We start from the raw sequence: 26417 nt of genomic DNA, 5'->3' as shown, positions 1-26417 counted from the left end.
AGGCTCATCGGCAGGGTAAGTCCGCGACTTTCGCCGCAGCTGCCCAGCAGGTCTCGAAGGGCCTGTACTATGGCCTAATTCGCCGATCTGCAAAAAAAACGGTAATATTTTCGGGTCGGAAGGGTTAACATTCGGAAATGAAAACGTTAACAAGCTTGTAACAAAAGCAACATGACCCGCCGATAGGGTCGCGCGATCCGGAACACCGCCAGGCGGCGGCAGTCACGGCGCATTCTATAGGGAGACACCAAATGAAACTGAAACAGCATATCATCGCGCTTGCAGCCGCGGCCGTGGTCGGCGGATCTGCCAGCGCCAGCTTCGCTGCAACCGAGATCCAGTGGTGGCACGCGATGGGTGGCCGACTGGGTGAAGTCGTGGCCGAGATCGCCGACGATTACAACGCCAGCCAGTCCGAGTACAAACTGGTCGCCACCTACAAAGGCGGCTACGAAGACACGATGACGGCCGGCATTGCCGCGTTCCGTGCCAAGAACGCCCCGCACATCATCCAGGTCTTCGACGCCGGTGCCGCGACGATCATCAACGCCAAGGGCGCGGTCTATCCGGTCGCCGATCTTCTGAAGGAACACGGCGTTGGCTTCAACAGCCAGGACTACATTTCCGGCGTGCGTTACTTCTATGCCGATTCCGACGACAAGATGATCGGCCTGCCCTTCAACAGCTCCACGCCTTTGCTCTATTACAACAAAGCCGCGCTCGAAAAAGCCGGTGTCGAAGCGCCCAAAACCTGGGAAGACTTCGAAGCGATTGCACCGAAGCTCAAGGAAGCCGGGTATCAGGCCCTTGCACAGAGCCACAGCCCCTGGATCTTCTCGGAGAATTTCCACAGCCGGCACAACATCCAGCTGGCCTCCGCAAACAACGGCTATGACAGCACCGACGCCAAGATCATGTACAACAACGAGCACATGATCATGCACTGGACCAAGGTCAAGGAGTGGCTCGACAAGGGTTGGTACGGTTATTACGGCAAAGCCTGGGGCGACAATCAGGACGCCTTCGTTCAGGGCAAGGTTGCCATGTGGCTCGGGTCTTCCGGCTCCTTTGGCGGCTTGAAGAAGAGTGCGGACTTTGAGTTCGGCACGACCTACCTGCCGTACTGGAAGAGCATCATCGATGAGCCTAAGGGCACCTTCATCGGCGGCGCCGCCCTCTTTACCTTCGCCGGTCATGACGAAGAAGAGTACAAGGGCGTTGCGAATTTCTTCGAGTACCTGACCAGCGCGAAGGCGCAGTTCTCCTGGCACAAAGAGACCGGTTACGTTCCGATCACCACTGCTGCCTACGACCTGGCGAAGACCGAGGGCTACTATAAAGATACGCCTGATGCCGAGATCGGCATCCTGCAGCTCAGCCAGCCCGGCGGTGAATGGACCAAAGGCTATCGTCTGGGCTATTACGTCCAGATCCGCGAAGCCATGTACAAGGCTTACGAAAACATCCTGACCGGCAAGAGCTCCGTTCCGGACGCCTTCGCCGACATGGAGAAGGAGAGCAACGCTCTGCTTGAGCGTTTCCACGACACCTATAACTGATATCAGTGTGGTGGAACTGAAATTCGTGTCATTTATGACGCCTTTGCCTGTTACGCGGTTAGGCGCGAAGGCCATGGTGATGTGGAGCATCACAAAGCCTTCGCAACGACATCCGCGGGACTTGCAAAGGCGCCGGAAAGGTCGCTTCTGCGGTTTTCCGAGCAGGAAGCGTCACGCGGGCGATGCCGAAGCATCGGCAAGCGTCGGTGACGCCCTTCAGAGAACCGCAGAAGCGATGATCATAAGTGATACGAATTGCAGTTCCACCACACTAGGTGTGTGCGGGCGGCGGGCTTCAGCCTGCCGCCTGTTTGCCTGTCTGCTTCTCCGGTAGGATTTTTCCATGAAAAGGGTGCAGTTCGAACGCAGCACGGTGCCATATTTCTTCATTGCACCTCAGATTGCGATCATCGCGGTCTTCTTCCTCTGGCCCGCCGGGCAGGCAATTTACCAGTCCTTCCTGCTTGAGGACGCTTTCGGCATCTCCTCGCAGTTTGTCTGGTTCCGGAATTACGAAGACACGATCCTGAATTATGCCTGGCTGCAGTCGGCTGGCTTTACAGTGATCTTCTCCACGCTTGTCACCTTCTTCTCGCTCGCGATCGCGCTTCTGCTGGCGGTCAAGGCGAACGAGGTTCTGCATGGCTCCAGCAGCTACAAGACCATGCTGATGTGGGCTTATGCCGTTGCGCCGCCCGTGGCCGGCCTGATGGGCAACCTGATGTTCAATCCCTTTATCGGCGATCTTTACGCGGCGATGAATGCCATGGGCTGGGACTTCAACCAAAAGCTCGATGCCTTTGACGCCGGTTTCGTCGTGATCCTGATTTCGGTCTGGAAACAGGTCAGCGTGAATTTCATCTTCTTCCTCTCCGGGCTGCAGGGCATTCCAAAGGGTGTCATGGAAGCCGCGACCCTGGATTGCCGCTCGCCGACCAAGCGCTTCTGGACCATCACTTTCCCGTTGCTGGCACCGACCACTTTCTTCCTGATGGTGATCAACATCACCTATGCCTTCTTCGAGACCTTCGGCATTATCGACACCACGACCCGCGGCGCGCCCGGCGGCGCGACCAATACGCTGGTCTATAAAGTCTATACCGATGGTTTCCTCGGGGCGGATTTGGGCGGCAGTTCCGCGCAGTCGGTTATTCTCATGCTGATGGTCCTGGCACTGACCGTATTCCAGTTTCGCTTTATCGAGCGAAAAGTTCACTATTAGGCGCGGGGGAGCTTCGGATTATGAAAAATTCCTTTTGGCGCAATCTTTCGACCCACGGAATTCTGATCCTGGGCACGATCTTTATGTCAGCGCCGGTTTGGGTCGCTTTCATGTCCTCGACCCATTCCGCGGACACGATCTTTCGGGAGGGGCTTCAGTACTGGTTCGGCGGACATTTTTTTGAGACCTACACCGAAGTTCTCTTCATCGAAGGCGGGGTGATGAAGAAGGTCACAGCCCTTGAGATGCTGGGGAACTCCATGATCCTGGGGCTCGGATTTTCCATCGGCAAGGTCGTGATCTCCATGACCGCGGCCTATGCCATCGTCTACTTCCGCTTCCGTCTGGCCACGCCGCTCTTCTGGATCATTTTCCTGACTTTGCTCCTGCCGCTGGAAGTACGGATCGTGCCGTCCTACGAGGTCGTCGCCGGTCTTGGCCTGCTCAATACCCACACCGGCTTGATCCTGCCTCTGATTGCCTCGGCGACCGGTACATTCTTCTTCCGGCAGTACTTCAAATCGGTCCCGGAAGAGCTGCTGGAAGCCGCGCGCCTGGACAATGCCGGGCCGATGCGATTCCTGATCGACGTGCTTGTGCCGCTCTCCAAGACCATGGTCGCGGCGATCATGATCATCATGTTCGTGGTCGGCTGGAACCAGTATCTCTGGCCGCTGATGATGACCACGGAAGAAAACAGCTACACCATCGTAATCGGCATCAAGCAGATCTATCAAGTGCTGTCCGAAGGGGGCGAACTGCCCCAGTTCCAAAAGGCCTTCGCTCTGACCATCCTGGCGGTGCTGCCGCCGGTGCTCGTGGTGTTGGTGTTTCAAAGCTGGTTCGTTAAAGGCCTGGTGGAAAGCGAGAAATAAACGATGTCTACTCTGACTCTCTCAGGTATCAACAAACGCTACGACAATGGGGCCCATGCGGTTCGTGGCGTCGATATGGAAATCTCGGACGGCGAACTGATTGTTTTCGTCGGTCCCAGCGGCTGTGGGAAGTCTACGCTGCTGCGTATGGTTGCCGGTTTGGAGACGATCACCGAAGGCGAAATGAAGATCGATGATCTGCGCATCAACGAGACCTCTCCCGCCGACCGGGATGTCGCCATGGTATTTCAGAACTACGCGCTCTATCCCCATATGACGGTCTTCCGCAACATGGCTTACGGCCTGTCGAACCGGGGCATGGCCAAGAGCGAAATCGAGGCGAAAGTCCGTGAAACGGCGAAGATGCTGCGGATCGAGGATTATCTCGAGCGCAAGCCTGCGCAGCTTTCGGGCGGGCAGCGGCAACGTGTGGCCATGGGGCGCGCCATTGTGCGCAGTCCGAAGCTCTTTCTGTTCGACGAGCCGCTCAGTAACCTGGATGCCAAACTCAGGGTGCAGATGCGTATCGAGATCAAGCGGCTTCAACGGGAATTGGGCGTGACCTCGATCTACGTCACTCACGATCAGACCGAGGCCATGACCCTGGCCGACCGTCTGGCGGTGATCAACGAAGGCAAGGTCGAGCAGATGGGATCACCGATGGATCTCTACAGTGACCCGAAAACGCTCTTCGTGGCTTCCTTCATCGGCTCCCCGCACATCAATCTCCTGCCCGCCCGCTTCGAAACCGGGCAGTTGCAGGTCGGCACGACAGCAATATCCGGCTTTGAAGGCCTGCCGGAGGGCGTGCCCCTGATGCTGGGTATTCGTCCGGAGCATATCGCCCAGCATCCCGACGGCGGGATTGAAATTTCGGTTGATCTGGTTGAGCAGCTTGGGGCCGACAGCTTGATCTACGGGGCCGTCTCCGGCTTTGACTCAGCCGAACCTGAAGAACTCTGCGTACGTGCCGGTGAGGCGTTGCAGCTGACGCCGGGTGAGCGAATCAAGCTGAACTTCGAGGTTGACCGCGCCATGGTATTCCGCACGGACAGCGGCGAGCGGCTGGTTTAAATCCCTTATCGGAAAAACCGGCCGGGAGCGGTGCTTTTTGCGGCTTACTTCGTCTCCACCAGTTCCGCCAGGGCGGTGGCGATCGTGGTCGAGTCGTCGTTGTGGGTGAAGTGCTTCACGTACTTCCCGTCCGGTCCCATCAGGTAGAAAATCGACGAATGGTCCATGAGGTAGTCCGAGGAGCCGTCGTCGTCGACCTTCGCGTAGTAAACGCGGTAGGCCCGCGCGGCGCTCGCGACCTGATCCGTGCTGCCGGTCATGGCGACCATGTTGGGGTGAAAGTGCTCTGCGTAGACCTTCATGGTCTCCACGTCGTCGCGTTCCGGATCGACCGTAATGAAGACCGGTTTGATCCGCGCGGCCCGCTCAGCGTCCTTCGTCTCGAGCTGATCGATCGCCTGGGTCATGATGCCCAGCGAGGTCGGACAGACATCGGGGCAATAGGTGTAGCCGAAATAGATCAGCATGTAGTCGCCCAGGAAGTCGGCGTCATTGCGCGCTTCGCCGAACTGGTCGACCAGTTCAAAGGGACCGCCGATCAGCGCTTCGCCGCTGGATGTCACCGAGCTGGTTTGCGTCGCGGGCTTCATGGTCATCCAGACCGCCGCAGCGCCCAGCATCAGGACGAGGCCGACACCGAATATGAGGATCGCGCGGGCAATGGAGCTTTGCGGCATGTCAGGGCCCTTTCCTGGTCCGGCCGTTACGGGGGCGCCGGAAGTTTCCGGCTTTTCACTTATCTACACTGAGCCTGATTTCGGACTCAAGACACGCATCTGTGAGACACAACGCCGACCACAGGCGGGTGCAGCGTTCTGAACCACAGACAGCTTTTGCTTTATGTGCGTCCTAAAGCAATGTTCTTCAACTGAAAATGTGCCGCAATGCCGCAGTATGTCCTCCACATTTCCCCAGATAGGCTGGTTTCCGTCTGCGCTGGATAAGGGACGCTGATGCCTTCAATCGGTGGTTCGGGTGATTGGAGATCCGGGCAATTGACGGTTTGCGTTCCAGACCGCAGGATCGCGCCATGAATTTCTCCTCGACTCCGGGTACCTACGGTGCCGCTGATCCACTTTTTCTGCTCTTGGCGGCCCTGGCGCTCGAGGCCTATCTGGGCGGCCCCTGGATCATGGAGCGCTGGTACCTGCAGCCGCGGCGGCCTATCTCCAAACTCGTCGTCGAGCTGGACCGCCGCCTGAACCGGGCGGACCGGGGTGGTTTGGATCTTCTGCTGCGCGGTGCCGTCTTGGCGTTGGGCCTAGCGCTGGCGGCATATATCGCCGGATCGATGCTGGAGTGGTTCCTGATCCGCTATCCCTTCGCCTGGCTCTTTGAAGTGCTGCTGCTGGCCTTGATTGTCGGACAGCGCGCACCCTGCGTGCAGGCCGGGGCGGTGTCCTCCGCGCTCGCCGGCGGCAGTCTGATCGCGGCGCAGGAGGCGCTCAGACCTCTCACCATCGGACGGGTGGCCTCGGATAGGCTCTCCCAACTGGACGCACGGGGTGTCGTCGCGGCCACGCTGGACGGTCTGGCCCGTGCTTTCAGCCTCCAGGTGATCGCACCGGTCTTCTGGTTTGCGCTGCTGGGGCTGCCCGGAGTGTTCCTGCAGCAGACGATCCGGACCGCGGCGGCTTACCTTTCCGTTCGGCAGCTTCAACTAGGCTCCGCTGCGCAGGGCAGGAGGCAGGAGTTGCAAGTCGCCGGAAAGAGTGATTTTGCTCTGACAGCCCAGCGCCTGGACCGCGCGCTGGCCTTTTTACCCCTGCTTCTTGCGGATGCGGTTCTGATCGCGGCGGCGGTCTTCATTCCAGGCTGTCACCCGGGCAGCGCCTTGCAGCGGGCCTGGGCCAGCCGCGGCAATGTGGCCGCGACCATGGGGGGCATCCTAGGGCTGTCATCTTCTGACGTTCAGGCCCCGTCGGAGCACTATCCCGTGCAATTGGAGCGCAGTCATATCGAGCGCGCGGTTGCCGTCTTCGCGGTGGGCTGCCTGATCAATGCCGGACTGGTGGCGGCGCTGGTCTGGCTGCGGGCGGTTTATAAAACCTAAGCCGCCCGTAGCCAGGGTCGTTTTGCTTACTGAAGAGGCTCAGCCTGAATGGCCGGCTGGGCGGGCTGGGCCGGTGTCGTCAGGGGAGTGGGGGCCGCTTGGGTGGCGGGCGCGTTTTGAGTTTGAGGCGCGGGCGCGGTCTGTGCGGCGGGTGCCGCAGTGCTCGCAAGGGCTGCGCGCAGCCTGTCCGCGTCCGGATTGCTGAAGCGGCGTTCGAAGACGATCGCCTTCGGGGTTGCGCCCTTGCCGTAATAGCCTTCGTTCCATTCCACACGTTCAAAGATCTTCGCACCTTCGAGCGCACCGCCGCCGAAAAGGCCGACGGACTTCGAGAAGGCGTAGATGTCCTGGTTCAGGTTTGTCGTGGTGGAGGCTTCAAGGCCCGCGCCGATCGGGCCGACGGCGACGCTGGCATCCGCGCCCAGCTTGAACTCATCGCCCAGCATGGAATTGACCGCGCCGTCGTTCATGAGCGTAAAGACGACCTCGGAGACCTGGCCGCCGATCTGCAGTCCGATGCTGCCCGCGGCCAGGGTGTAAAAAGCCGGTGAGCTCCAGGTGCCGTCGCTGCCCTTGACCATCAGCACTCCGGATCCGCCCTCGCCGCCGACAATGAAACCGCCTTTGACCAGTTCGGGGATGATCAGCACGCCCCGCGACTGTTCGATGTAGCGCTTGAGGTTGAAGAACTCGGGATCCGACAGCAGGCGCTCGATGGTGAAGCGGGATTTCGCAACCAGTTCCTCTCCCGAGCTCGCGGCCTGAACCGCGGAGCCGGTGGTCGTTCCCAGCGCAATCCCGATGAGAGCCGCGACCGCAAGGATTCGCCGGTAAAGGCTTTTGAACAGGCTGCTTGCCTGCAGATTGGAAAGCGTAAGAGCCGTCATCGTTTTTTCTCCAGTCCTTGTGGTCGAGCAGCGAAGCAATTACCTGCTCAACCGCGCCGATACTTGTGTCTGCGACAGAGTCTAGCATGAGGGGGAGTCTGCTGGAACGGCGATTTCCATCCCCCGGCGTCCTACCATCCGGTGAAACATGCGCTGTGCGACACGCCTTTTGCACCCCTCCTGTCACCTGGTGACTCCGGAAGTTGGGCGCAGTTCGGGTGAGCCTAAAGGTTGGGAGAGGCCGCCTGCACTTCAAGGACGGCTTCTGTGTTCTATCTGTGCACCGGTGCCGTGCTAGCCGGTGCCGCTGTAACCGGTGTCGCTGTAACCGGTGCCGCTGTAACCGGTGCTGCGAGATCGGCCATGCCCGCACCTTGAGCGGCAATCCAATCGAAGGTATCGCGCACGTGAACCGGGGCGTCGCGGGCGCATTCCATCATGTAAGCGCGCTCGCTCGAGACAATCCGGTCACAGGCCATGATCAACTGGCCCTTTTCCAGAAAGCTGTCGACCAGGCCCAGCCAGCCGAGGGCGATGCCCTGCCCCTCGACCGCGCCCTGCAGCACCAGCGTGTAGTTGTTCAGGCGGGTCTCGCTGGCACTCTCCAGCGTGTCCTCGACCCCGGCCTCGGCAAACCAGCTGCGCCAGGTGTGCCAGGCGGCGTTGACGGGCGATGACAGGGTCAGCAGAGGTGCCGCCAGCAACTGCCGCGGCGTTTCGAAGGGGCCGTAGCGGGCCGCAAACGCGGGGCTGCAGACCGCAACGACCCGCTCGTTGAAAAGAATCTTGCGGTTGGCCGAAGCTTGAGGGCGTTCGACCAGCGCAATTGAGAGGTCTGCCACGACCCCGTCGATTCTCTGGGGTTCCTGCGATGTCAGGAGTTGGAGGTCCAGATCCTCCAGGTCCTGCCGAAGTTGCGGCAGGCGGGACATCAGCCAATGGGACGCGAAGGCAAAGTCGCTGGAGATGCGCACGCGTTTGCGGGCCTGGCCTTCGAGAACCCGCTGGAAATTCGCTTCGATCTGCGCGAAGGAACCACGGGAAGCTTCATGCAACTGCTGGCCTGCATCGGTCAGGGCCACACCCCGGTACTTGCGGATGAAGAGGGGTGTGCCCAATAGCTCTTCCAGACGCTTGATCTTCTGGCTGAGCGCGGGCTGCGTCAGTTTGAGCTGCTGCGCCGCGCGGGTGAAGCTCTCGCAATTCGCGGCGGCGTGAAAGGCGTGCAGCTCGGCGATGTGTGCGTGAAGCATAATATAAAAAAAATCGCCCTTAAGCATTACAGATCGCCATATTTACAGTGATGTGAACAAAGAGCAATCTTCAAGACATCAAAAAAATTATAGATATGGGAGTCATGCCGCAGCTTAGCCGGGCGCGCGGAGCCTCCCTTGACCTGAAGGAAAATCGCGATGAGCCGTCAGCCGAACATCTTGATCCTCATGGTCGACCAGCTAAGTGGTTGCTTCTTTCCGGAGGGTCCGGCCGGGTTTCTGGAGGTTCCCAACCTGCGGAAGCTCTCGGCGGGCGCGGTGAATTTCACGCGCAGCTACTGCCCCAGCCCGCTTTGCTCGCCCTCGCGCGCGTCCTTCATGACAGGGCTTTTGCCGTCGCGCACCGGCGTCTACGACAATGCGGCTGAGATGCCGTCCAGCCTGCCGACCTTCGCGCACCACCTGCGGCGGGCGGGATACAAGACGGCGCTGTCCGGCAAGATGCATTTTGTCGGTGCCGACCAACTGCACGGCTTCGAAGAACGCCTGACTACTGACATATATCCCGCCGACTTCGGCTGGACGCCGGACTGGAGCAAGCCGGAGCAGCGGATCGACTGGTGGTACCACAACATGGGATCGGTGACCGGGGCCGGGGTCGCGGAAACCTCCAACCAATTGGAATTCGACGACGAGGTGGCCTACCACGCCAAGCTGCGCCTGCATCAATATGCGCGCAGCGACCGCAGCCAGCCCTTTTGCCTGACGGTCAGCTTCACGCATCCCCATGATCCCTACGTCACCCGCCGCAAATACTGGGAGCTTTATCCGGAGGAAAACCTGCCGCCGCTGTCCGTGACGCCGATCCCCTATGCAGAACAGGATCCTCACAGCCAGCGGATTCTGCGCGCCAATGACTACGAGAATTTCAGGATCACCGAACAGAACGTTCTGGATTCCCGCCGTGCCTACTTCGCCAATGTGAGTTATCTGGACGAAAAAATCGGCGAGCTCATGGGCGCGCTCGAGGCCTGCGACCTGGCGGAAGATACCGTGGTGCTCTTTTGCGCGGATCACGGCGATATGCTCGGCGAGCGCGGTCTCTGGTTCAAGATGAGCTTTTTCGAGGGGGCAAACAGGGTTCCGATGTTTCTCTCCGCGCCCGGACGCTTCGCGCCGCGCAACGTAACCGAGCCGACCTCGACGCTCGACGTGCTGGCCACCCTGGTCGATCTGGCGGGCATCACACCGGACGCTTCGGTCGCCGGTGACGGGCGGAGCCTTCTGGGTCTCGCGCGCGGCGATGACGAGCGCAATCCGCCGGTCTACGCGGAATACGCTGCCGAGGCCTCGATCGATCCCATGGTCATGATCCGCCAGGGCAAGTGGAAGTTCAATTACTGTGAAGTGGATCCGCCGCAGCTCTTCGACATGGAGTCAGATCCGCTGGAGCTGAAAAACCTGGCAGGCGATCCCGCTCAAGCGCAAACGCTCGCGGCCTTTACCGAACAGCTGCACGCGCGTTGGAACATCGCCGCTTTCCGGGAAGACGTCCGCCAAAGTCAAGCGCGCCGCCTCACGGTCTATAATTCACTGCGCAAAGGGGACTACGCGCCCTGGGACTTTCAGCCGGTGCAAAAGGCCTCGGAACGCTTTATGCGCAACCATATGGACCTGAACGTTCTGGAAGCACAGGCGCGCTATCCGAAGCAGGAATTTGATTAGGTTTCGACTTGCGTCGAAACCGGCACCAGCCCACACCCCCTCCCGGCCACCCATCGGTATTATCATGTGGGTGGCCGGGAGGGGGTGTGGGCTGGTGCCGGCTATCCAAAGCCGACATGGCTTTGGATCTAACCTCTACAACAACCCCTTAGGCACCAGATTGATGTGGCCGATGCGCCAGACCACATCTTCATGAGGTGCGTGGGTGCCGGCGGTTCCGGTGATGTGATCCAGGCGGGTCAGCGCGCAGTTGTCGACTGAAAAGCTCAGGGCGCGTTCCGGATCCAGGCCTAGCGCCAGGGCGATGGCGGCGCGGATCGTGCCGCCGTGGGTGACGGCGACGATATCCCGGCCTGCGTGTGCTTTCGATAGCCGCTGGACAGCCCGGCTGGTCCGTTCGAAGAGGTTGACGAAGCTCTCCCCGCCCGGGGGGGCTTCGGAGGCCGGGGCCAGCCAGAAGCGATGCCAGTCCCCCGCTTTTTGCGCGGCCAGTTCCACGTTGGTCATGCCCTGCCATTCGCCGAAGTGCTGTTCGGCGAAGTCGTGCTCAATCAGCGGGTCCGGGACCTGATGATCGTCGATCTTCTCGACGATGGCGGCCGCGGTCTGGTGCGTGCGTTTCAGGTTGCTGGTCACCCAGACCGCGTCGCGCGGCATCAGGCTGCCCAGCCGCATGAAGGTCTCGGCGTCTGAGACATCGCAATTCAGATCGTCCTGGCCGTAGATCTTGCCGTTGTTTTCGGTGACCGGCGCATGCCGAACCCACCACCAGCGTGTTGTCGTACTCATATATTTTCACTCATAGCATTGCAGTAATGGCCGCAAGAGTGGCGATCTCCGCCACCTGTTCCGACGCGCCAAGGACATCGCCCGTATAGCCACCGATCTGCCGGCGCGCAAGCCAAGCCATAATGATAACGGCGATCCCGCCGGCAACGAAAGCGACAATTCCGGGTGTGAGGCCAAGGCAAAAGGCCGCGGCCAGCAGGCTAAGGGCCGATGCAGCGCCTGCGCGGCTGCCGCTGGGCCGCTCGGCGGCTGCGGCCAGGCCGTCGCCGCGTGCCAGCGGCAGAGCGGCCATGACGGCGGGCAGTAATCCCCGTCCGATGACATGGACGGCGATCAGCGCGCCGGTGATTCCCCAAAAGCTCTCGAAACGGCCCACGATCTCCGCGATCAGGGTGACGCGCAAAATGAGCGACAGTCCGATGGCGATTACGCCGTAGCTGCCGATGCGGCTGTCACGCATGATTTCAAGCTTTCGGGCTTTTTCGAGACCGCCGCCAAAACCATCGGCGACGTCGGCCAGACCGTCCTCGTGCAGCGCGCCTGTGAGCAGAATGGAGGCGGCAACGGCTGTTGCAGCCGCGGCCAGGTATGGCAATCCGGCGGCCAGCGTCAGCCAAAGCACGGCGGCACTCCAGAGGCCTACGACCACACCAACGAGGGGTAAAACCGCGCAGGCCTCGGCAAGGCTCCGGTTCCGGGTCCTGTCATCAAGACGCAGTGGAAGCCGGGTCATGAACACCAGACAGAATTTCAGATCTGACCAGAGGTGACCCCTTGAGGGCAATTCTTCACGATCGTCTTTACTCATCCTGCCCTGGTCACCAGTTTAGTGCCCCTGCTCCGCTTCACGCCGTGGAAGCCCTCGATGCAGGTTTAAGGACGCCGTTATAAGACGGTTGCTTCGAGGGGCATAGAGTCTATAAGCCGGGGAGACCAGTTAATCGTAAGGAGTGCCCCATGAGCGACAACAAGGTTCTGGCCAGCTTCGACGAGATCCGTGCCCTGATGCAGGAAGTTCCCGGGCCCGATATCTCGGCGGGAGCAGATGCGACGGCCCGGCAGGCTCAGCTGACCAAGCCCGCGGGCTCTCTCGGGCGGCTCGAGGAGATCGCGGCGTGGCTGGCGACCTGGCAAGGCCGTCATCCCGCGGTGGTCGACCGGCCCTATACGGCGGTCTTCGCTGCCAATCATGGTATCGCCGCGCGCGGTGTCTCGGCCTATCCGGCGGAAGTCACCAAGCAGATGGTGGCGAACTTCATCAATGGAGGCGCGGCGGTCAATCAGCTCTGCGCACTCAGTGATGCCGACCTGCGGGTCTACGAAATGGCGCTGGAGGAGCCGACCGCGGACTTCAGCGAAACGCCTGCCATGACCGAGGAGGACTGCGTCCGGGCCATGGCCTACGGGATGATGGCGGTCGAGGATAACATCGATGTCCTGGCTCTGGGCGAGATGGGGATCGGCAACACCACCTCCGCAGCCGCCCTCTGCACCGCGCTCTTCGGCGGCACCGCCGCCGACTGGGCGGGGCGCGGCACCGGTATCGACGATCCGACCCTGGCCCGGAAGATCGAGCTGATCGATCAGGCGATGGAGCGGCATCGCGCGGTCATGACCGATCCGCTCGAAATTCTTCGCTGTGTCGGCGGGCTTGAACTCTCGGCCATTGCCGGCGCGGTTCTGGCCGCGCGCATGTCCCGCACACCGGTTTTGTTGGACGGTTTTGCCTGCACGGCGGCCGCCGCCGTTCTCTACGCCATCGATCCGCGGGCGCTTGACCACTGCATGGTTGCGCACCTTTCGGTCGAGCCCGGGCATCAGAGGCTGCTGGAGACCATCGGCCAGACCCCGTTGGTTGACTTCGGCATGCGGCTGGGTGAAGGCTCCGGGGCGGCGATGGCGATCCTGGTCCTGAAGGCCGCCTGTGCCTGTCATACGGGGATGGCGACCTTCGCAGAGGCCGGGGTCAGCGGTCCGGCCTGAAGAGGTTCTCACGCTCGAGACTTGTCTCTCGGGGCTTGTCTTCAGGGGGCGCAAACCGTCATATGTCGCCATGAGCAGGCTGTTAACTTCAATCTTTCCCTCTATCGAGAGCGGGCAAAGCGGCAAGGTCCGGCTGCGGACACTGGTGGTGATCCGCTGGATCGCCCTGGTCGGGCAACTGGGTGCGCTCGCGATCATCTACTTCGGGTTCGATTTCGAGCTGCCGGTGCTGGCCGCTCTGCTGGTCGTGGCCGCCTCCGGGCTGTTGAATGTCGTCCAATCCGCGACCCGCCGGGCGGATCCCTGGCTGAGCGACCGCGACGCGGCCCTCACTCTCGGCTTTGATCTCTTGCAGCTCGCGGTTCTCCTGGGTCTGACCGGCGGTTTGAGCAACCCCTTTGCAATCCTGATCCTCGCGCCTGTTACGGTTTCCGCCTCCAACCTCTCGCGGCGCAGCACCCTGCTGCTCTCGATCCTGGCGGTTGCCGCCGTCTCGACCCTGGCCTTCTGGCACTACCCGCTGCCCTGGACGGCGGTGGGTTTTGCCCTGCCGCCACTCTATGTCGGTGGAGCCTGGGCGGCATTGGTGGTGGCGGCGCTCTTTATCGCAGCCTATGTCTCCAGCATCGCGGCGGAGTCGCGGGATATGTCCGACGCCCTGACCGCGACCCAGATGGCCCTGGCGCGCGAGCAGCGTCTCTCGGCTCTGGGCGGTCTGGCGGCCGCGGCGGCGCATGAACTGGGCAGTCCTCTCGCCACCATTGCGGTGGTCGCGCGCGAGTTGAACCGCGACCTGCCCGAGGACAGCCCGGGGCGCGAAGACGTGGAACTGCTTTTAAGCGAAAGTAACCGCTGCGGCGAGATTCTGGCCGACCTGGCGGCCTGGTCCGAAGAGGAAGATGACGATTTCTTTAACCGTTTGCCGCTGGAGGTCTTGGTCGAGGCGTCTGCCGCGCCATATGAACGGGACGGTGTCGAATTCGATATCGCAATGACATGCCTCTTTGACGAGGAAGGCACCCAGCCGATTGTTTTCCGCAGCCCGGAGATCCTGCATGGCTTGGGATTGCTGATACAGAATGCTATGCAGTTTGCGGAGAAGCGGGTCGAGGCACGCCTGGACTGGAACGAAGAGACGGTGTCGGTCGTGATTATCGATGACGGACCCGGATTCGATCCGGCAATTATGGGACGTCTTGGCCAGCCCTATCTCTATGCGAAGGAACCTCTGGCGAAAGAAATACTGACCGGCGAAACGGGCCGTGGCGGTGAAGTGAGGCAGAAGTCATTCGGGAGATCCCGGCCTGCCGCGACGGCGGGTCGGGCCAAGAACGTGCCGGCCGGAAGACAGGGCGGGCACATGGGCCTTGGAGTCTTTATCGCCAAGACCCTCTTGGGCAGGACCGGGGCGACGGTGAGTTTTGATAACGGGCAGTGGGGCGGTGCCGAGGTAGAGATTGTCTGGCCCCGGGAAGCCATGGAGACCGAGTTTCCGGCGAAAGGAACGATATGAGCGAAACCGAAAATCAAAATAACGGTGAGCTGGGTGAGAGCGGGCAAGAGGTTGCTGAAGGCCCACGCCCTTTATTGATTGTCGATGATGACGAGCGTTTTTGCGAGCGCCTGGGCCGTGCCATGGAGCGCCGTGGCTTCGAAGTTACCCTGGCAAATTCGGTGGAGCAGGGTGCGCTGTTCGCGCGCGACCTGCAGCCCGCCTACGCCGTGGTGGATCTGCGTTTGAAGGACGGCAGCGGTCTCGAGGTCGTGCAGGCCTTGCGGGATGTCCGTGAGGATGCGCGCATCATTGTGCTGACGGGATACGGCAATATTGCGACGGCGGTGGCCGCAGTGAAGGTCGGCGCCACCGACTATTTGCCAAAACCCGCCGACGCGGATCAGGTGGAAGCGGCGCTGCTGGAGAGCGGAGAGGCGCTGCCGCCGCCTCCGGATCTGCCCATGAGTGCCGACCGGGTGCGCTGGGAGCATATTCAGCGGGTTTACGAGCAGTGCGACCGCAATGTCTCCGAGACTGCGCGGCGGCTGCGCATGCACCGCCGGACTCTGCAGCGCATTCTGGCGAAGTACGCGCCAAGAAACTAACGAAGTGGAGTCCTCTCGGCGGGTTGCCCGGAGGGCTTACTCGCCCCGCTCGGAGGCGCGGTGCCGCGCCATGGCATTGCTCAGGATGCTGGCCGATTCGCCTGCCGTACGCAGGGAGTCGCAGAGGCGGTCGACATGGAAACCCTGGTAGAGACTCAGACCCAGATTCTGGCCGGTGTCGAGGGCCTCTTCCGACCCGCAATGGCTGAGGATCACCCGTTCCGGACCGATCTCCTCTATGGCGCCTTTCAGGTCCTGGCCACGGGGCGATTGCAGATGCCGGTTGAAATCCTCGTCCCATAGGAGCTTGACCATATCGAAGCCCAGCTTCTTGCGGTCGACGAAGGGAAGCGAGAGCTGGGTCGTGCCGTCCAGGCAGATGTTGTAGCCGCGGTCGCGCAGGAAATCGCGGGCGAAGAGAAAGCTGGCGACATCGGCAAAGACGTCGATCAACTGAAATTCGATCACGATGCTGCGCCGGACCTGCTCGCTCAGGGTTTCGTCCAGGGCCAGAAAGTCCGGCGACAGCAGGGTCGAGATGTTGAGGTTGAGGCTGTAGGACTGCCGCAGGCTCTCGTCGTCGTTATGCACCAGAAAGGAGATCATCCGGCGATCGAGATGGCGGGTAAAGTCCTGAAAGAGCCAGCGGTTGGCCAGGATATCGTGTCCCGGAATCAAAACCTGCTGCAGGTGATCCATGGAAAAATAAATCTCGCGGAAAACCGGTTCGGGCCGCTCGCCGGGTTCCATGAGAAAGGTCGATTGCCGCTGCATCATGCTGGAGAGATCGGCCTGTGCGATCGCGGCTGCAATGTCGCCCAGCTGGCTGGGCTGCAGGGGCATCATCCGGGACGATGGCGGAGTTGACCGTCCCGAAAGCCCGGTGGTGCGGGCTCTCCGGCTATCGGAGAGGCTTCGGGCAAGCGCGGCAAACTCTTCGTAATCCTGGTCGAGCAGATAAAGCCTGCAAAAACTGTCCTCGCTGAAGAGATCGAGTTTGCCGGCCCCGTTCAAAACCGGATCGTTGTTGAACAGAAATGCCAGGCGCCGGACGGCATCATCCAGCCGTTCGGCCTGCTGTGCGCTGCAGATGATCACGAGGTCATTGTTCGCCAGCCTGAACAGCGCGCCGTCACCAAGCCTCAGAACCTGATCCAGAGTGTTTTGAGCGACCCGCAGATGGTGCTCTCGCCGATTGTTGGGATGCAGCAAAGAGAGACGCGCATGCAAAGCCCGGCGTCCTGACGGATTCCGCTGTAGACGCTGGACATAATCGTGAAAAAAGGCCTCTTGCTTGGGAAGCAGGCCGGTTTCATCAGATGGCATCAAGTGGTTCGCCTCTCTTGAACGAGCTCGTCCTGAGTTTCGCTGGCTGACAGTCTAGGGGGCGGGCTCTTGAGAAAGAGTTAACCATCCCGGACTGAAATCCGGAATTTGCTCTTATGGCGGGTGGTTGAGAAGTTGTTGTATTTTGGTCCAGACACGGGTGTTCCGGCTTTTCTGCAGGCTGCGGGCTGCCGCTTGGGGACGGGCCCTTTTCCCGGCCCGCAGTCCTCACACCACCTGAGAGGGTTGGGTCGTGGCCGCAGATCGAATGCAGCCGGTTCTTGCGCATCACGCAGATCCCGCGCCGCTTTGTTACGGTCAAAAAAATGCCCGGCAGGGCCTCAAGAGCATCGCAGTTTACGAGGCCATGACCTAAAGTGCGCGCAGACTCAGTTTGTTGTACCCGGGACGGGGCTTCCGGGGCATCGCATTCAAGAAACAGGAACCCCTATGTCGTTGGTGGGAGAGAACTTGGATCTGCCGGATTTTTACGCGGCGGAATTCGCGGAACATAAAGACGTCGCGGCCGCGACGGAACGGGCGCTGATGGCGCCCTTCCAGCAGCTGCTGGAGGCTTCGATCAAGGCAATCGAGGGCGGCGGCAAAATTCTTTTCTTCGGGAACGGCGGTTCGGCTTCGGATGCGCAGCACATCGCGACCGAATTGACGGTGCGCTATGTCACGGACCGCGCGCCGATTGCCGCGATTGCCCTGACCACGGATACCTCGGCCCTGACTGCCATCGGCAATGACATGGGTTTCGAGGAGCTTTTCGCCCGGCAGGTCGCCGCCCTGGGCCGGCCGGGCGATGTGGCCGTCGGCATCTCGACCTCCGGCCGCAGCCGCAATGTCATCCGGGGCCTGGAAGCCGCACGGGACCAGGGGCTGATTGCCGCCGCTTTGTCAGGCGGAGATGGCGGTCAGCTCGCCGGGCTTGCCGACCCGCTGCTGATCGTACCTTCCAGAACCACCGCCCGCATCCAGGAGATGCACATCATGCTTGGCCAGATGCTCTGCGGCGCGCTTGAGAAGTCTCTCGGTCTGGTGCAGGGCCATGGCTGAGGAGATGACACAGACCGCGCCGGCGGACCTGCTCGCCCTTGTCGACCGGCTGGACGGCGCGGCGGTCATGGTCGTCGGCGACGTTATGCTCGACCGCTTTCTCTATGGTGCGGTTGACCGGGTATCGCCGGAAGCGCCGATCCCGGTTCTGCGGCTGGAGCGCGAGGTGACGATGCTGGGCGGCGCCGGTAATGTCCTGCGCAACCTCTCCGCTGTCGGGGCGAAAACGCTCTTCTTCGCGGTCGTGGGTCAGGACGCCGCGGGACAGGAGGTGCGGCAACTGGTCGAGCGCGAAAGTGCGGACCCGGGGTGGATCCATCTTCTCGCCGACGAAGCGCGCACGACAACGATCAAGGAGCGCTACATCGCCACCGGCCAGCAGCTTCTGCGCGCCGATCGGGAAACCTCGTTTGAAATGGCGCAGGCCACCAAGGAGAAACTCCTCGCCGAAGCTGAAGAGGCCCTTAAAGACGTAGGCGCACTGATCCTCTCCGACTACGGAAAGGGGGTTTTACCGGCTGATCTGATTGCGCGGCTGATTGCCCGGGCCAACGCCCTGGACTGTCCGGTCATCGTAGATCCCAAGGCTGTGGACTACGGCTGCTACCGCGGTGCCGCGCTGGTCACCCCAAACCGGCGGGAACTCGCGCAAGCCTTAGGTGACGGCGTGCAGGGGGGGCAGAGCCTGCAGGGGGATGCTCAAATTGTCGCGGCCTGCCGCAGCCTGACGGAAATCGCCGGCCTCGGTGGCGTGCTGGCGACCCGAAGCGAAGAAGGGATGTCCCTGGTCCTGGCCGATGGCGATGTGACCCATCTGCCTGCGCGGGCGCGCGAGGTTTTCGATGTCTCGGGGGCCGGCGATACGGTCGTAGCGCTGCTGGGTGCCGCCCTTGCCGCGGGGATCGAACTCAAGGATGCGGCCGGCCTGGCCAACATTGCGGCGGGTATTGTGGTCGGCAAGACCGGGACGGCGGTCGCGGAAGCCCTGGAGATCCGCCAGGAAATCCACGCCTCTCGGCTCTCCCAGGCAGAGGCCAAGTTCGTCGATCATGATCTCCTGCTCGATCAGGTCGCGCGCTGGCGCCAGGCCGGTTTCAAGGTCGGTTTTACCAACGGCTGCTTCGATCTGCTGCATCCGGGCCATATCTCATTGCTGCGCCAGGCCCGGGCTGCCTGTGACCGCCTTGTCGTCGGATTGAACAGCGATGCATCTGTTGCCCGCCTGAAGGGGCCCACGCGGCCGGTCCAGGCGGAGACGGCGCGCGCTGTGGTGCTGGCGTCGCTGGAGGACGTCGATCGTGTCGTGGTTTTTGGCGAGGATACGCCTCTTGAGCTGATTGAGGCTCTGCGCCCGGACGTATTGGTCAAGGGTGCTGATTATGCGGCTGATGAGGTGGTGGGCGCAAAGGAAGTGCAGGCTTACGGCGGACAACTGGTTTTGGCGCAACTCGAAGCCGGGCATTCGACGACAGCGACCCTGAACCGGCTCGCAGACAAGCGGTAAAGCCAAATCTCGCTCTGGATGAACGTTCCGCAACAGAAACAGATCTTCTCAGGCGGGAGAAATAAACTTTGTGTGCGAGTATGGAGAGAGTGAATTGGTCTCTAACTTGATGAAATAGAGACTGATTCATTTTCTCGTTGCTTTCGCGAGAGATGAGTGGACTCTTGCTGTATACGCAAAGCGTTTTTTTCGGGAAAGTATGGTAGTCTAAAGATATTACGCTGCTTGGTAGAGTTCGTCGGTGGGGTTTCGAGTCCGTCTCTAGCATTGCAGATCATCATTAACGGCGTTGAAGTGGAATTCCTTTGTTAGTCCGCGACCGGTCATTTCATGACCGCACCACGAGGTCCCTCGGGGTGTCTGATTTGCTCATCTCCATCACATGACTGAGCGGCGTAAGCGACCGCGGCGGCCTTTGCCCGGCAGTCTGTTGTTCCACGATCACCTTGTGGCTTCGCTTCAGGCGGCACAGCGCGGAGAGTCCGGTCTCGCGGTGTTTTATTTTGCCGCCGACGGCAATTCAGCGCAGGAGATGCAGAGGATTGCGACGGATCTGGCGACCCGCTTTGCTAATCTGCGTGCGGCGTGCTGTGTCGACTACAGCGCTGTCGCGGCCATCGCCGAAGACTGTTTCGAGGCTGACGACGCGCTGGCTTTTGCCGCGCAAATCGTTGCGGCCCTGGATGAAAGCCATCGTTTTTCGGGCGCCGGTGTCGCTGTATATCCCGATACGGCACAAGACCCGGATGGCTTGCTGAGTGCCGCAGCCAGGGCCGCGAAGAAGGCGGGCCGTCCCGGCGCGAAGGACCCGGACTCCACCCGTCTCGCCCAAGCCGATGAAGCAGCGTTCGGGATCGTGGCAGCCGAGGCCGGTGCGACGGCCAATCATCCCCTCATGGAGCTCGAAGACCTGGAACTGGCGCTGAAAAAGGGACAGCTCCGGCTGCATTACCAGCCGCAGATCGAAGTTTCCACCGGACGGGTGATCGGTGTTGAGGCGCTTGTCCGGCTCGCCGGAGAGAGTGGAAACCTCGAGCTTCCGGGCAGCATCATTCCCGCAGCGGAAGCGAGCGGAACCATCACGCGCATCGGCGAATGGGTGCTTGAGACAGCCTGCGCGCAGGCGGCCGACTGGGCCAATCAGGGCCTGCCGCCGGTCCGCTGCGCGGTCAATCTCTCCCTGGCCCAGGTGCAGCATGAGTCGCAGGTCGAGCGGATCGTCGAGATCATCACGGACTCCGGCGTCAGCCCCGGCCAGATCGAAATCGAGTTGACCGAGACATCCGATCCAAGTGATCCGGACGAGGTATCCCAACGCCTGAAGCCGATCCTCGATCTTGGCGTGAGTCTGGCACTCGACGACTTGGGTACCGGCTACGCGACGCTGTCACTGCTGCGCCGGCTTCCTGTCGAGAAGGTCAAAATCGACCGGTCTTTCGTCTCCGGTCTCGGCGCGGCGCATAACCGCATGGAAGGTCTCAGGGCGATCGTGGAGATGGGCCAGGGGCTGGGCTTGACGGTCCTGGCGGAGGGCGTCGAGCGCGCCGAACAATACGACACGCTGCGTGCTCTGGGGTGCGACAGCTATCAGGGCTATTATTTCAGCCCTGCCCTGCCCGCTGCAGAGCTTGCGACACTGATCGCAAGGAACGCATCACATTGATGCTTCGGGGGTTTCAGCCAATCGCTTTTGCCAGAAGGAAGCCAGGCACCAGCCAGGCGGTCGTGACAGCAAGGTAAAAGAAGAGATTGAGCCGCTGGGAAATGCTTCTGGAGCGACCGTTCCGTTCGTAAGCCCGGCGTTCCCGCCCAAGCAGGAAGATCAGATAGAAGCGCTTGCGCCCGAAGGAGAGTGTGCGGCGGACTTCCAGGCTGTGGTGCGTTGCGACGTCCCGGTTTGAAAACATGGTTTTGATGGCCGCGCGCTGCTCGTCGGTGAAGGAGTCCGCGACTTTGGGATCGATGCGTCGGAAGTAGTGCGAAAGGAAGAACTCGGCGTTATCGTTGTTCGGGCTTGAATCAGCTTTACGCTTGTAGTCGCGCGCCGTGTTTACCGCTTGAGCTGCCGTCGATGCTTGCACACTTGCCTCCCTGGCCCGATGCATGGAATTTCCACTTACCGACAAGGTAGCCGCCATAAGGTTTCAAAATCGTAAAGATCTCGCGCTCAGATAGCTGCGCCTGACCTTTCGCGTGACCGGCGAAGGCGGTGGCCTGGGCGGCTTCAAGCGCCGCCATGTGTTTCAAAAGCGCTCGATCAGATAGGGTGTCTGCGTCGCGGCTATTCTAGCAGAAGGTGTGGTTGCCCGGCCGCGGCTTTCCGCGAACCTCAACAGGCCCTGGGACCGTAATCCGGAAATCGGTGGTGTCCGCGAGGCGAGCGGTATAGTGTGGGAAAAGCACAAAAACAAAACAAAAAGAGAACAAAATGAGTGACGGTCAGCAAAGTCGCTGCGGCTGGGTCGGCGCGGAACAGCTTTACATCGACTACCATGACCAGGAATGGGGTGTTCCGGTCTATGACGACCGCATGCTGTTCGAGATGCTGATCCTGGAGGGAGCGCAGGCCGGATTGTCCTGGATCACCGTGTTGAGGAAACGCGAGGGCTATCGTGAAGCCTTCGACAAGTTCGATCCTGAGATCATTGCCGGTTACGGATCCGATAAGGTCGCCGCGCTGATGGAGAACCCGGGGATCGTGCGCAACCGCGCCAAGATCGCGGCGACCATCGGCAACGCGCAGGCCTGGCTGGAGATGATGGAGGACGGGACTGCTCAAGCTGACGGCGGTGCCTTCTCGAAATTCATCTGGTCCTTCGTCGACGGCAAGCCGATCGTCAACCGCTGGCGGGACCTCTCCGAGGTTCCCGCCGAGACGGCTGAGTCGCAGGCTTTGTCGAAAGCCCTGAAGAAGAAGGGTTTCCGCTTTGTCGGACCAACGATCTGCTATGCTTTCATGCAGGCGACCGGAATGGTCAACGATCACACGGTGGATTGCTTCCGCTACGATCAGGTCCTCTAAAAGCCTTTGAGACCTGGAGTCCTGATCTTTTGAATAGTGGAACCGACACGCCTGCCGTTTATGGCGGCTCTCCGAATCATGAGGACCGTCAGTTCCACCACGTGAGCGCCATGCGTCTTATCTGACGCGGCTCTAGCTATTCAGTGTGTAGTGTTGGATGTCGCTGGGTTGAATGGAGAGCTGGTTGGTGCTGTTTGCCACGATTGAGCGTGGCGTGTTGTTAAGGCGGTCCCATTGGGCGTGTGTCACGCCCTGTGCCACCAGTGCTTCCTTTACGTCGCGCCAGATCTGCGGCGTGATCGTGCCGTTTCCGCCGATCAGTTCTGCGCAATCGCCGCGGCGGTTAATGGTGCAGGAAAAGTCATAGGGATCGCCGTGCTCCTCAAAGCTCCGGCCAACCCGTAAAACGCCCGTTACCCATTCAATCTCTGCGGTCATATCATCCTCACAACGTTTCGCTTCAATTTTTTTGGCCGGACTTTCCCCTGGGCTCGAACCCCGGTTAAAAGCCAAGCCGGCTATCAGGTTGCTCCGGTCTGAAATGCGCCGCTCATTTCATCACTTCGCGCTTTGACGAAACGATAGTTGGCATGAAATTCCGTTTGATCAATTCTTCAATTTTGATGACACCTAATTATCACATCGACACTAAAGGCCGGACATGGATTTAATGAATCTGTGTCATAGAACGGGAATACTGTAGAGAATCAGGTCTGAATTGACATAGTTGCGTTTATCTTTTGTCAATGATTTGCCTTGTTCCCGCCGCAATCTTCCAGCGTGGAAAATTCTTGTCATTTACTTCTACAAACGAAAAGCTGTTTAAGGAGCGGGCCAGGATTATTTGCGGCTGTACGCCGGCAGCCTTTCATCGGCTCCGGCGGTGCTTGGTCAGACCGATTGGGGATCCTCGATGCCCAAGCCCTCTGCTTTCACATCCTTCCCCGGGAAGCCCTCGAGGTGAATCGTGGTGGTTGGGAAGGCAAAGCCGGTTCCGGCGCCCTCGACGATCTCCTTTACCTTCAGCGCCAGGTTCTCCTTGATCACCATCCACTCGCCCCAGTTGGTGGTTTTGGTGAAGCAATAGAGCATGATGTCGATGCTGGAGTCGTTGAAGCTGTCCACATGGATCAGCGTGGTGGCGCGACTGGGGTTTGATTCAAACTCCGGCGAATCACTCAGGTAGTCCCCGATTTCCTTTACGATCCGGCGCAGCTGCTCGGCGGTCGTGTGGTATTCGACACCAATCTTCCAGTAGATCCGGCGGTTGGTCATCTTTGAGAAGTTTGTGACCGCATTGTCGGAGAGGAAGGAGTTCGGCACGTGCACGGGTGCTTTGTCGAAGCGGCGGATCCGGGTGGAACGAAAGCCGATCGATTCCACGGTTCCCTCGACGATGCCGTCCACCTTGATCCAGTCATTCCGCCCAAAGCGCTTCTCGGCGATAATCAGAATACCGGAGATCATGTTCTTGAACATGTCTTGCGCGCCAAGCGCCACGGCGACGCCGAAGAGCCCGAGACCGGCCAGTATCGGTCCCACCTGGATCCCCCAGATCTCGAGAATCGTCGCTGCGCCCAGAAAGATGAACAGGCCCTTGATCACCTTCACTAGCCACTCGATCATGATGGTGGTCACGATCTTGTCGAGGCGATGCAGCAGGAAGCTGAGCGGATCGACCAGACGAAACAGGCTCCAAAAGATGACGAAGGCGATCAGCGAACGCTCAAAGTTGACACCGACGGTCAGGGCGAGACCGTCCAGTTCCAGGGACTCCAGGGCGAAGAAGATGCCGATCACGACCGGCACCAGCCTGAGGGGTCCTTCAAGCGCATCGAGGGCATGGTCGTCGATAGAGGTTTCGGATCGCCGCACGAGCGCCCGCAAGCGCGTGACCACGATTTTGGTAAAGAGGCCGCGCAGGAGGATGGCGACGGTCAGGATCCCAACGGCCGTGAGTATCCTGCTAATATCGATCCCGAGAAAACCCTGTGTCCAAACTTGAACCACCGTGTTCCAGAAGTCCGTCAGTTCCTGCATGGAAATCCCTCAATCCAAATCGTCGTCATAGTGCCGGAAATTCACGCTGGATCTTCGTGGAAAGCCCATATTCCGTGCGCGTTTTTCAGAATGCGGCGAACCTAAAGTAGGATCATCGCCGTTTCAAAGACAAAGGTGAAAGCTCCTAATCCGTGGGTTTGATGCACCAGAACTCGTACATGCGGCGGAAGAGTTCCGGGTGCTGCTGTTCAAATGCCCACCAGGCCTCGAGATCTTGTGGGGCCCCAGGGTCCGGGTGCTTCTGACGGAAGGCGGTCTTCAGCGAACGGGGTCCTTCCAGCCCGCCGAAGAGCAGGCCGAGCTCCTTGAGGGACTCTCCGATCTCGGGGAGAGTGTAGTTGCGCTCCTGAACGTGGAACACAAGGTCGCGGACTTCACTGGCGCTGTAGAAGTCCGGAGTGGCCATCAGGCTGTCCCGCCAGGTTTGATCGGCCAGCTCGGCGTCGTCGCGGATCAGCGCCTGGCGAAATCTCCGGATGCCATCGGGATCTGCGGTCAGCTTTTTGTCCCGGACGTAGGCCCGGCCCGCGAGGATGTCCTGACGGCCAAGATCGCGGTAAAGGCCGATGCGCATGACGCCGCCCGGTTTCAGGCGTGCACAGAGCTTCCGCCAGCCCGCCATGGGGTCGGCCATGTGATGCAGAACACCGACGGATTCGATGATGTCGAACTCGCGCCCAAGTAGGTCCAGATCGAGGATATCGGCTTGCAGGAACGAGAGTTTCCGGGCGTTGAAGCTCTTGGTCTTGCGCATCGCATAGCCTAGGGATGCCGTGCTCAGATCAATGGCCAGGGTTTCGTTTTGCGGCGCATAGCCGAAAGCGCAGTAAAGGGCATGCCGGCCCGTGCCGCAGCCGGCCACGAGGACGTTCTCCGGCGTGTCGGCCAGGCCGGATGCAAGCTCGCCGACGGTCTCGCGCAGCTGCCGCGTCCAGCTTCCCTCTACCGGGATATCCATAGAGAGCCAGCGGGGATAGGGGTTTTCTTCGTACATGGCGGCGACGTGGGTCGAACCGGCTGCATCTATGGGCCGCAGCCGTTTCAAGTCCGCCTTGAGCGTGGCCTCCTCCTGGTCCTGACGCAGGGTAAACTCGACCACGCGGCGCAGAGGCTCCGGCAGTTTCTTGGGGTTGATCTCCAACAGCTTGCCGGCAGCGGAGAGGTCTTTGAGTGGCCGGTAGAGGGCATAGAGCAAGGCCTCGCCGCCGATGCGTCCCCCCTCCGACAGCTGGGTCTCGACATCCCGTTGCAAGCAATCGAGCGTCCGGTCTTCTTCGGCGCTGGTGGCGAAAACGAATTCGTTGATAGCACCCTGGATCGCCAGAGCCGCAAGCACGCGCTGAAGCGGCGTGGGCGGCAGTTCCGACACCGGCCGATCCAAGAGGCAACGGCGGCGCAGGGCGGTCAGCAGTTTTTCGACCACCAGATCGCGGTTGATGGTCTTGGTCAGCAGCGCAATGAGCAGAGGCTCGCCCAGGGCTTTCAGGCCCGCCTTGCTGCACAGCCACTCTGCTGCAGCATCGGCGGACTCCTGTTCCATCAGCTCAAAGGCCGGAGTCAGGGCGGAATTCTGCCGGATCATCTGCGCGGCCAGGGGACCAAGAGTCGTGTGATCGGTGTCGGCGACCCCGAATGCGACCAGTAGGCCTTTCGGGGCGGGGAGCCGATTGAGGGTCAGGCCCGGCGTCTTGAGGATCGAACCCAGCCTTTTGACGGCGTTGTCATGCTTGGGATTGAGTTCAAGCGCCCGGCAGGACGACACAATTGCCAGATCCAGAGCGCCGGAGTCCGCAAGGGCGCAACTGAGATTGTGGTGTGCCGAGGCGTTTTTGGGTTCGCTGACAACGGCCTTTCCGAACCAGACGGCGGCCTCCCTGGGGTCGCCGCGGCGCAAGGCCTGTGCGCCCTTGTCCATATGGGACTTTGTGACTGTCCGGCGGTCCTGGCGATTGGCCATACCT

The 26417-nt window shown here is 60.7% G+C and carries 23 protein-coding genes; 13 read left to right on the top strand and 10 right to left on the bottom strand.

Annotated elements, in window-relative coordinates; translation table 11 throughout:
* The first annotated feature begins 251 nt into the window (after positions 1-251).
* The 4 genes from FKG95_RS22155 (at position 252) to FKG95_RS22140 (ending at position 4730) form a co-directional block, all read left to right on the top strand.
* A complete protein-coding gene (locus FKG95_RS22155; RefSeq protein WP_142898598.1) occupies positions 252-1559 on the top strand; it encodes an extracellular solute-binding protein in 1308 nt (435 codons plus the stop codon).
* Positions 1560-1902: 343 nt separating this feature from the next.
* On the top strand, positions 1903-2781 hold the full coding sequence (locus FKG95_RS22150; protein WP_142898597.1) for an ABC transporter permease subunit: 879 nt from the start codon (positions 1903-1905) through the stop codon (positions 2779-2781).
* Between the two features lie 20 nt (positions 2782-2801).
* Positions 2802-3656 (top strand): ABC transporter permease subunit, encoded by an 855-nt coding sequence (locus FKG95_RS22145; RefSeq protein WP_142898596.1) that lies wholly within the window; start codon positions 2802-2804, stop codon positions 3654-3656.
* 3 nt (positions 3657-3659) lie between these two features.
* A complete protein-coding gene (locus FKG95_RS22140) occupies positions 3660-4730 on the top strand; it encodes an ABC transporter ATP-binding protein (RefSeq protein ID WP_142898595.1) in 1071 nt (356 codons plus the stop codon).
* Positions 4731-4774: 44 nt separating this feature from the next.
* On the opposite strand, the gene FKG95_RS22135 is transcribed toward FKG95_RS22140, so the two are convergent.
* A complete protein-coding gene (locus FKG95_RS22135; RefSeq protein ID WP_142898594.1) occupies positions 4775-5407 on the bottom strand; it encodes an SCO family protein in 633 nt (210 codons plus the stop codon).
* 353 nt (positions 5408-5760) lie between these two features.
* On the opposite strand from FKG95_RS22135, the gene FKG95_RS22130 reads away from it, so the two are divergent.
* On the top strand, positions 5761-6783 hold the full coding sequence (locus FKG95_RS22130) for a cobalamin biosynthesis protein (protein WP_142898593.1): 1023 nt from the start codon (positions 5761-5763) through the stop codon (positions 6781-6783).
* Between the two features lie 26 nt (positions 6784-6809).
* Here the strand turns inward: FKG95_RS22130 and FKG95_RS22125 are convergent, their stop codons facing one another.
* Both FKG95_RS22125 and FKG95_RS22120 read right to left on the bottom strand, forming a co-directional pair.
* The gene (locus FKG95_RS22125; RefSeq protein WP_142898592.1) at positions 6810-7670 is read right to left on the bottom strand and encodes a lipid-binding SYLF domain-containing protein; all 861 of its coding nucleotides are present in this window, start codon (positions 7668-7670) and stop codon (positions 6810-6812) included.
* A gap of 272 nt (positions 7671-7942) precedes the next feature.
* Positions 7943-8923, bottom strand: coding sequence for a LysR family transcriptional regulator (locus FKG95_RS22120; RefSeq protein WP_179954227.1), 981 nt, complete (start codon positions 8921-8923; stop codon positions 7943-7945).
* A gap of 159 nt (positions 8924-9082) precedes the next feature.
* Here FKG95_RS22120 and betC point away from each other — a divergent pair, with 159 nt between their 5' ends.
* On the top strand, positions 9083-10609 hold the full coding sequence (gene betC / locus FKG95_RS22115) for a choline-sulfatase (protein WP_142898590.1): 1527 nt from the start codon (positions 9083-9085) through the stop codon (positions 10607-10609).
* A gap of 135 nt (positions 10610-10744) precedes the next feature.
* Here betC and FKG95_RS22110 read toward each other — a convergent pair whose 3' ends face one another.
* Entirely contained in the window at positions 10745-11398 is a 654-nt protein-coding gene (locus FKG95_RS22110; protein WP_142898589.1) for a histidine phosphatase family protein, read from the bottom strand.
* Positions 11399-11408: 10 nt separating this feature from the next.
* Positions 11409-12206 carry an adenosylcobinamide-GDP ribazoletransferase gene (gene cobS, locus FKG95_RS22105; RefSeq protein ID WP_142898588.1) on the bottom strand — a complete coding sequence of 266 codons (798 nt, stop codon included), beginning with the start codon at positions 12204-12206 and terminating at the stop codon, positions 11409-11411.
* Between the two features lie 149 nt (positions 12207-12355).
* On the opposite strand from cobS, the gene cobT reads away from it, so the two are divergent.
* From cobT to FKG95_RS22090, 3 genes are all read left to right on the top strand, one after another.
* On the top strand, positions 12356-13381 hold the full coding sequence (gene cobT, locus FKG95_RS22100) for a nicotinate-nucleotide--dimethylbenzimidazole phosphoribosyltransferase (RefSeq protein ID WP_142898587.1): 1026 nt from the start codon (positions 12356-12358) through the stop codon (positions 13379-13381).
* A 70-nt stretch (positions 13382-13451) separates the two neighbouring features.
* Complete coding sequence (locus tag FKG95_RS22095; protein ID WP_142898586.1) at positions 13452-14894, top strand: ActS/PrrB/RegB family redox-sensitive histidine kinase; 1443 nt, start codon at positions 13452-13454, stop codon at positions 14892-14894.
* A complete protein-coding gene (locus FKG95_RS22090) occupies positions 14891-15481 on the top strand; it encodes an ActR/PrrA/RegA family redox response regulator transcription factor (RefSeq protein ID WP_142898585.1) in 591 nt (196 codons plus the stop codon). The genes FKG95_RS22095 and FKG95_RS22090 overlap by 4 nt, the downstream gene beginning before the upstream one ends.
* Before the next feature lie 36 nt (positions 15482-15517).
* Here FKG95_RS22090 and FKG95_RS22085 read toward each other — a convergent pair whose 3' ends face one another.
* Positions 15518-16807 (bottom strand): EAL domain-containing protein, encoded by a 1290-nt coding sequence (locus FKG95_RS22085; RefSeq protein WP_142898584.1) that lies wholly within the window; start codon positions 16805-16807, stop codon positions 15518-15520.
* Between the two features lie 450 nt (positions 16808-17257).
* Here FKG95_RS22085 and FKG95_RS22080 point away from each other — a divergent pair, with 450 nt between their 5' ends.
* The 3 genes from FKG95_RS22080 to FKG95_RS22070 all read left to right on the top strand — a co-directional run bounded on the left by FKG95_RS22080 (position 17258) and on the right by FKG95_RS22070 (position 21036).
* On the top strand, positions 17258-17869 hold the full coding sequence (locus tag FKG95_RS22080; protein ID WP_142898583.1) for a D-sedoheptulose 7-phosphate isomerase: 612 nt from the start codon (positions 17258-17260) through the stop codon (positions 17867-17869).
* Complete coding sequence (gene rfaE1, locus FKG95_RS22075) at positions 17862-19373, top strand: D-glycero-beta-D-manno-heptose-7-phosphate kinase (protein WP_218940318.1); 1512 nt, start codon at positions 17862-17864, stop codon at positions 19371-19373. Before FKG95_RS22080 ends, rfaE1 begins: the two co-directional genes overlap by 8 nt.
* Before the next feature lie 448 nt (positions 19374-19821).
* On the top strand, positions 19822-21036 hold the full coding sequence (locus FKG95_RS22070) for a putative bifunctional diguanylate cyclase/phosphodiesterase (RefSeq protein WP_179954226.1): 1215 nt from the start codon (positions 19822-19824) through the stop codon (positions 21034-21036).
* Between the two features lie 13 nt (positions 21037-21049).
* On the opposite strand, the gene FKG95_RS22065 is transcribed toward FKG95_RS22070, so the two are convergent.
* Complete coding sequence (locus FKG95_RS22065) at positions 21050-21454, bottom strand: hypothetical protein (protein ID WP_142898581.1); 405 nt, start codon at positions 21452-21454, stop codon at positions 21050-21052.
* Positions 21455-21801: 347 nt separating this feature from the next.
* On the opposite strand from FKG95_RS22065, the gene FKG95_RS22060 reads away from it, so the two are divergent.
* Entirely contained in the window at positions 21802-22395 is a 594-nt protein-coding gene (locus tag FKG95_RS22060) for a DNA-3-methyladenine glycosylase I (protein WP_142898580.1), read from the top strand.
* Between the two features lie 132 nt (positions 22396-22527).
* On the opposite strand, the gene FKG95_RS22055 is transcribed toward FKG95_RS22060, so the two are convergent.
* The 3 genes from FKG95_RS22055 to FKG95_RS22045 form a co-directional block, all read right to left on the bottom strand.
* Entirely contained in the window at positions 22528-22833 is a 306-nt protein-coding gene (locus tag FKG95_RS22055) for a hypothetical protein (RefSeq protein ID WP_142898579.1), read from the bottom strand.
* A gap of 453 nt (positions 22834-23286) precedes the next feature.
* On the bottom strand, positions 23287-24435 hold the full coding sequence (locus FKG95_RS22050) for a mechanosensitive ion channel family protein (protein WP_142898578.1): 1149 nt from the start codon (positions 24433-24435) through the stop codon (positions 23287-23289).
* A 145-nt stretch (positions 24436-24580) separates the two neighbouring features.
* Complete coding sequence (locus FKG95_RS22045) at positions 24581-26413, bottom strand: class I SAM-dependent methyltransferase (RefSeq protein ID WP_142898577.1); 1833 nt, start codon at positions 26411-26413, stop codon at positions 24581-24583.
* Positions 26414-26417 lie beyond the last annotated feature (4 nt).

Origin of the sequence: Denitrobaculum tricleocarpae (assembly GCF_007004665.1) — a bacterium.
GTDB lineage: Bacteria > Pseudomonadota > Alphaproteobacteria > Kiloniellales > Kiloniellaceae > Denitrobaculum > Denitrobaculum tricleocarpae.
Note: the sequence above shows the minus strand (reverse complement) of the source record. Positions and strands in the feature narration are given on the sequence as shown.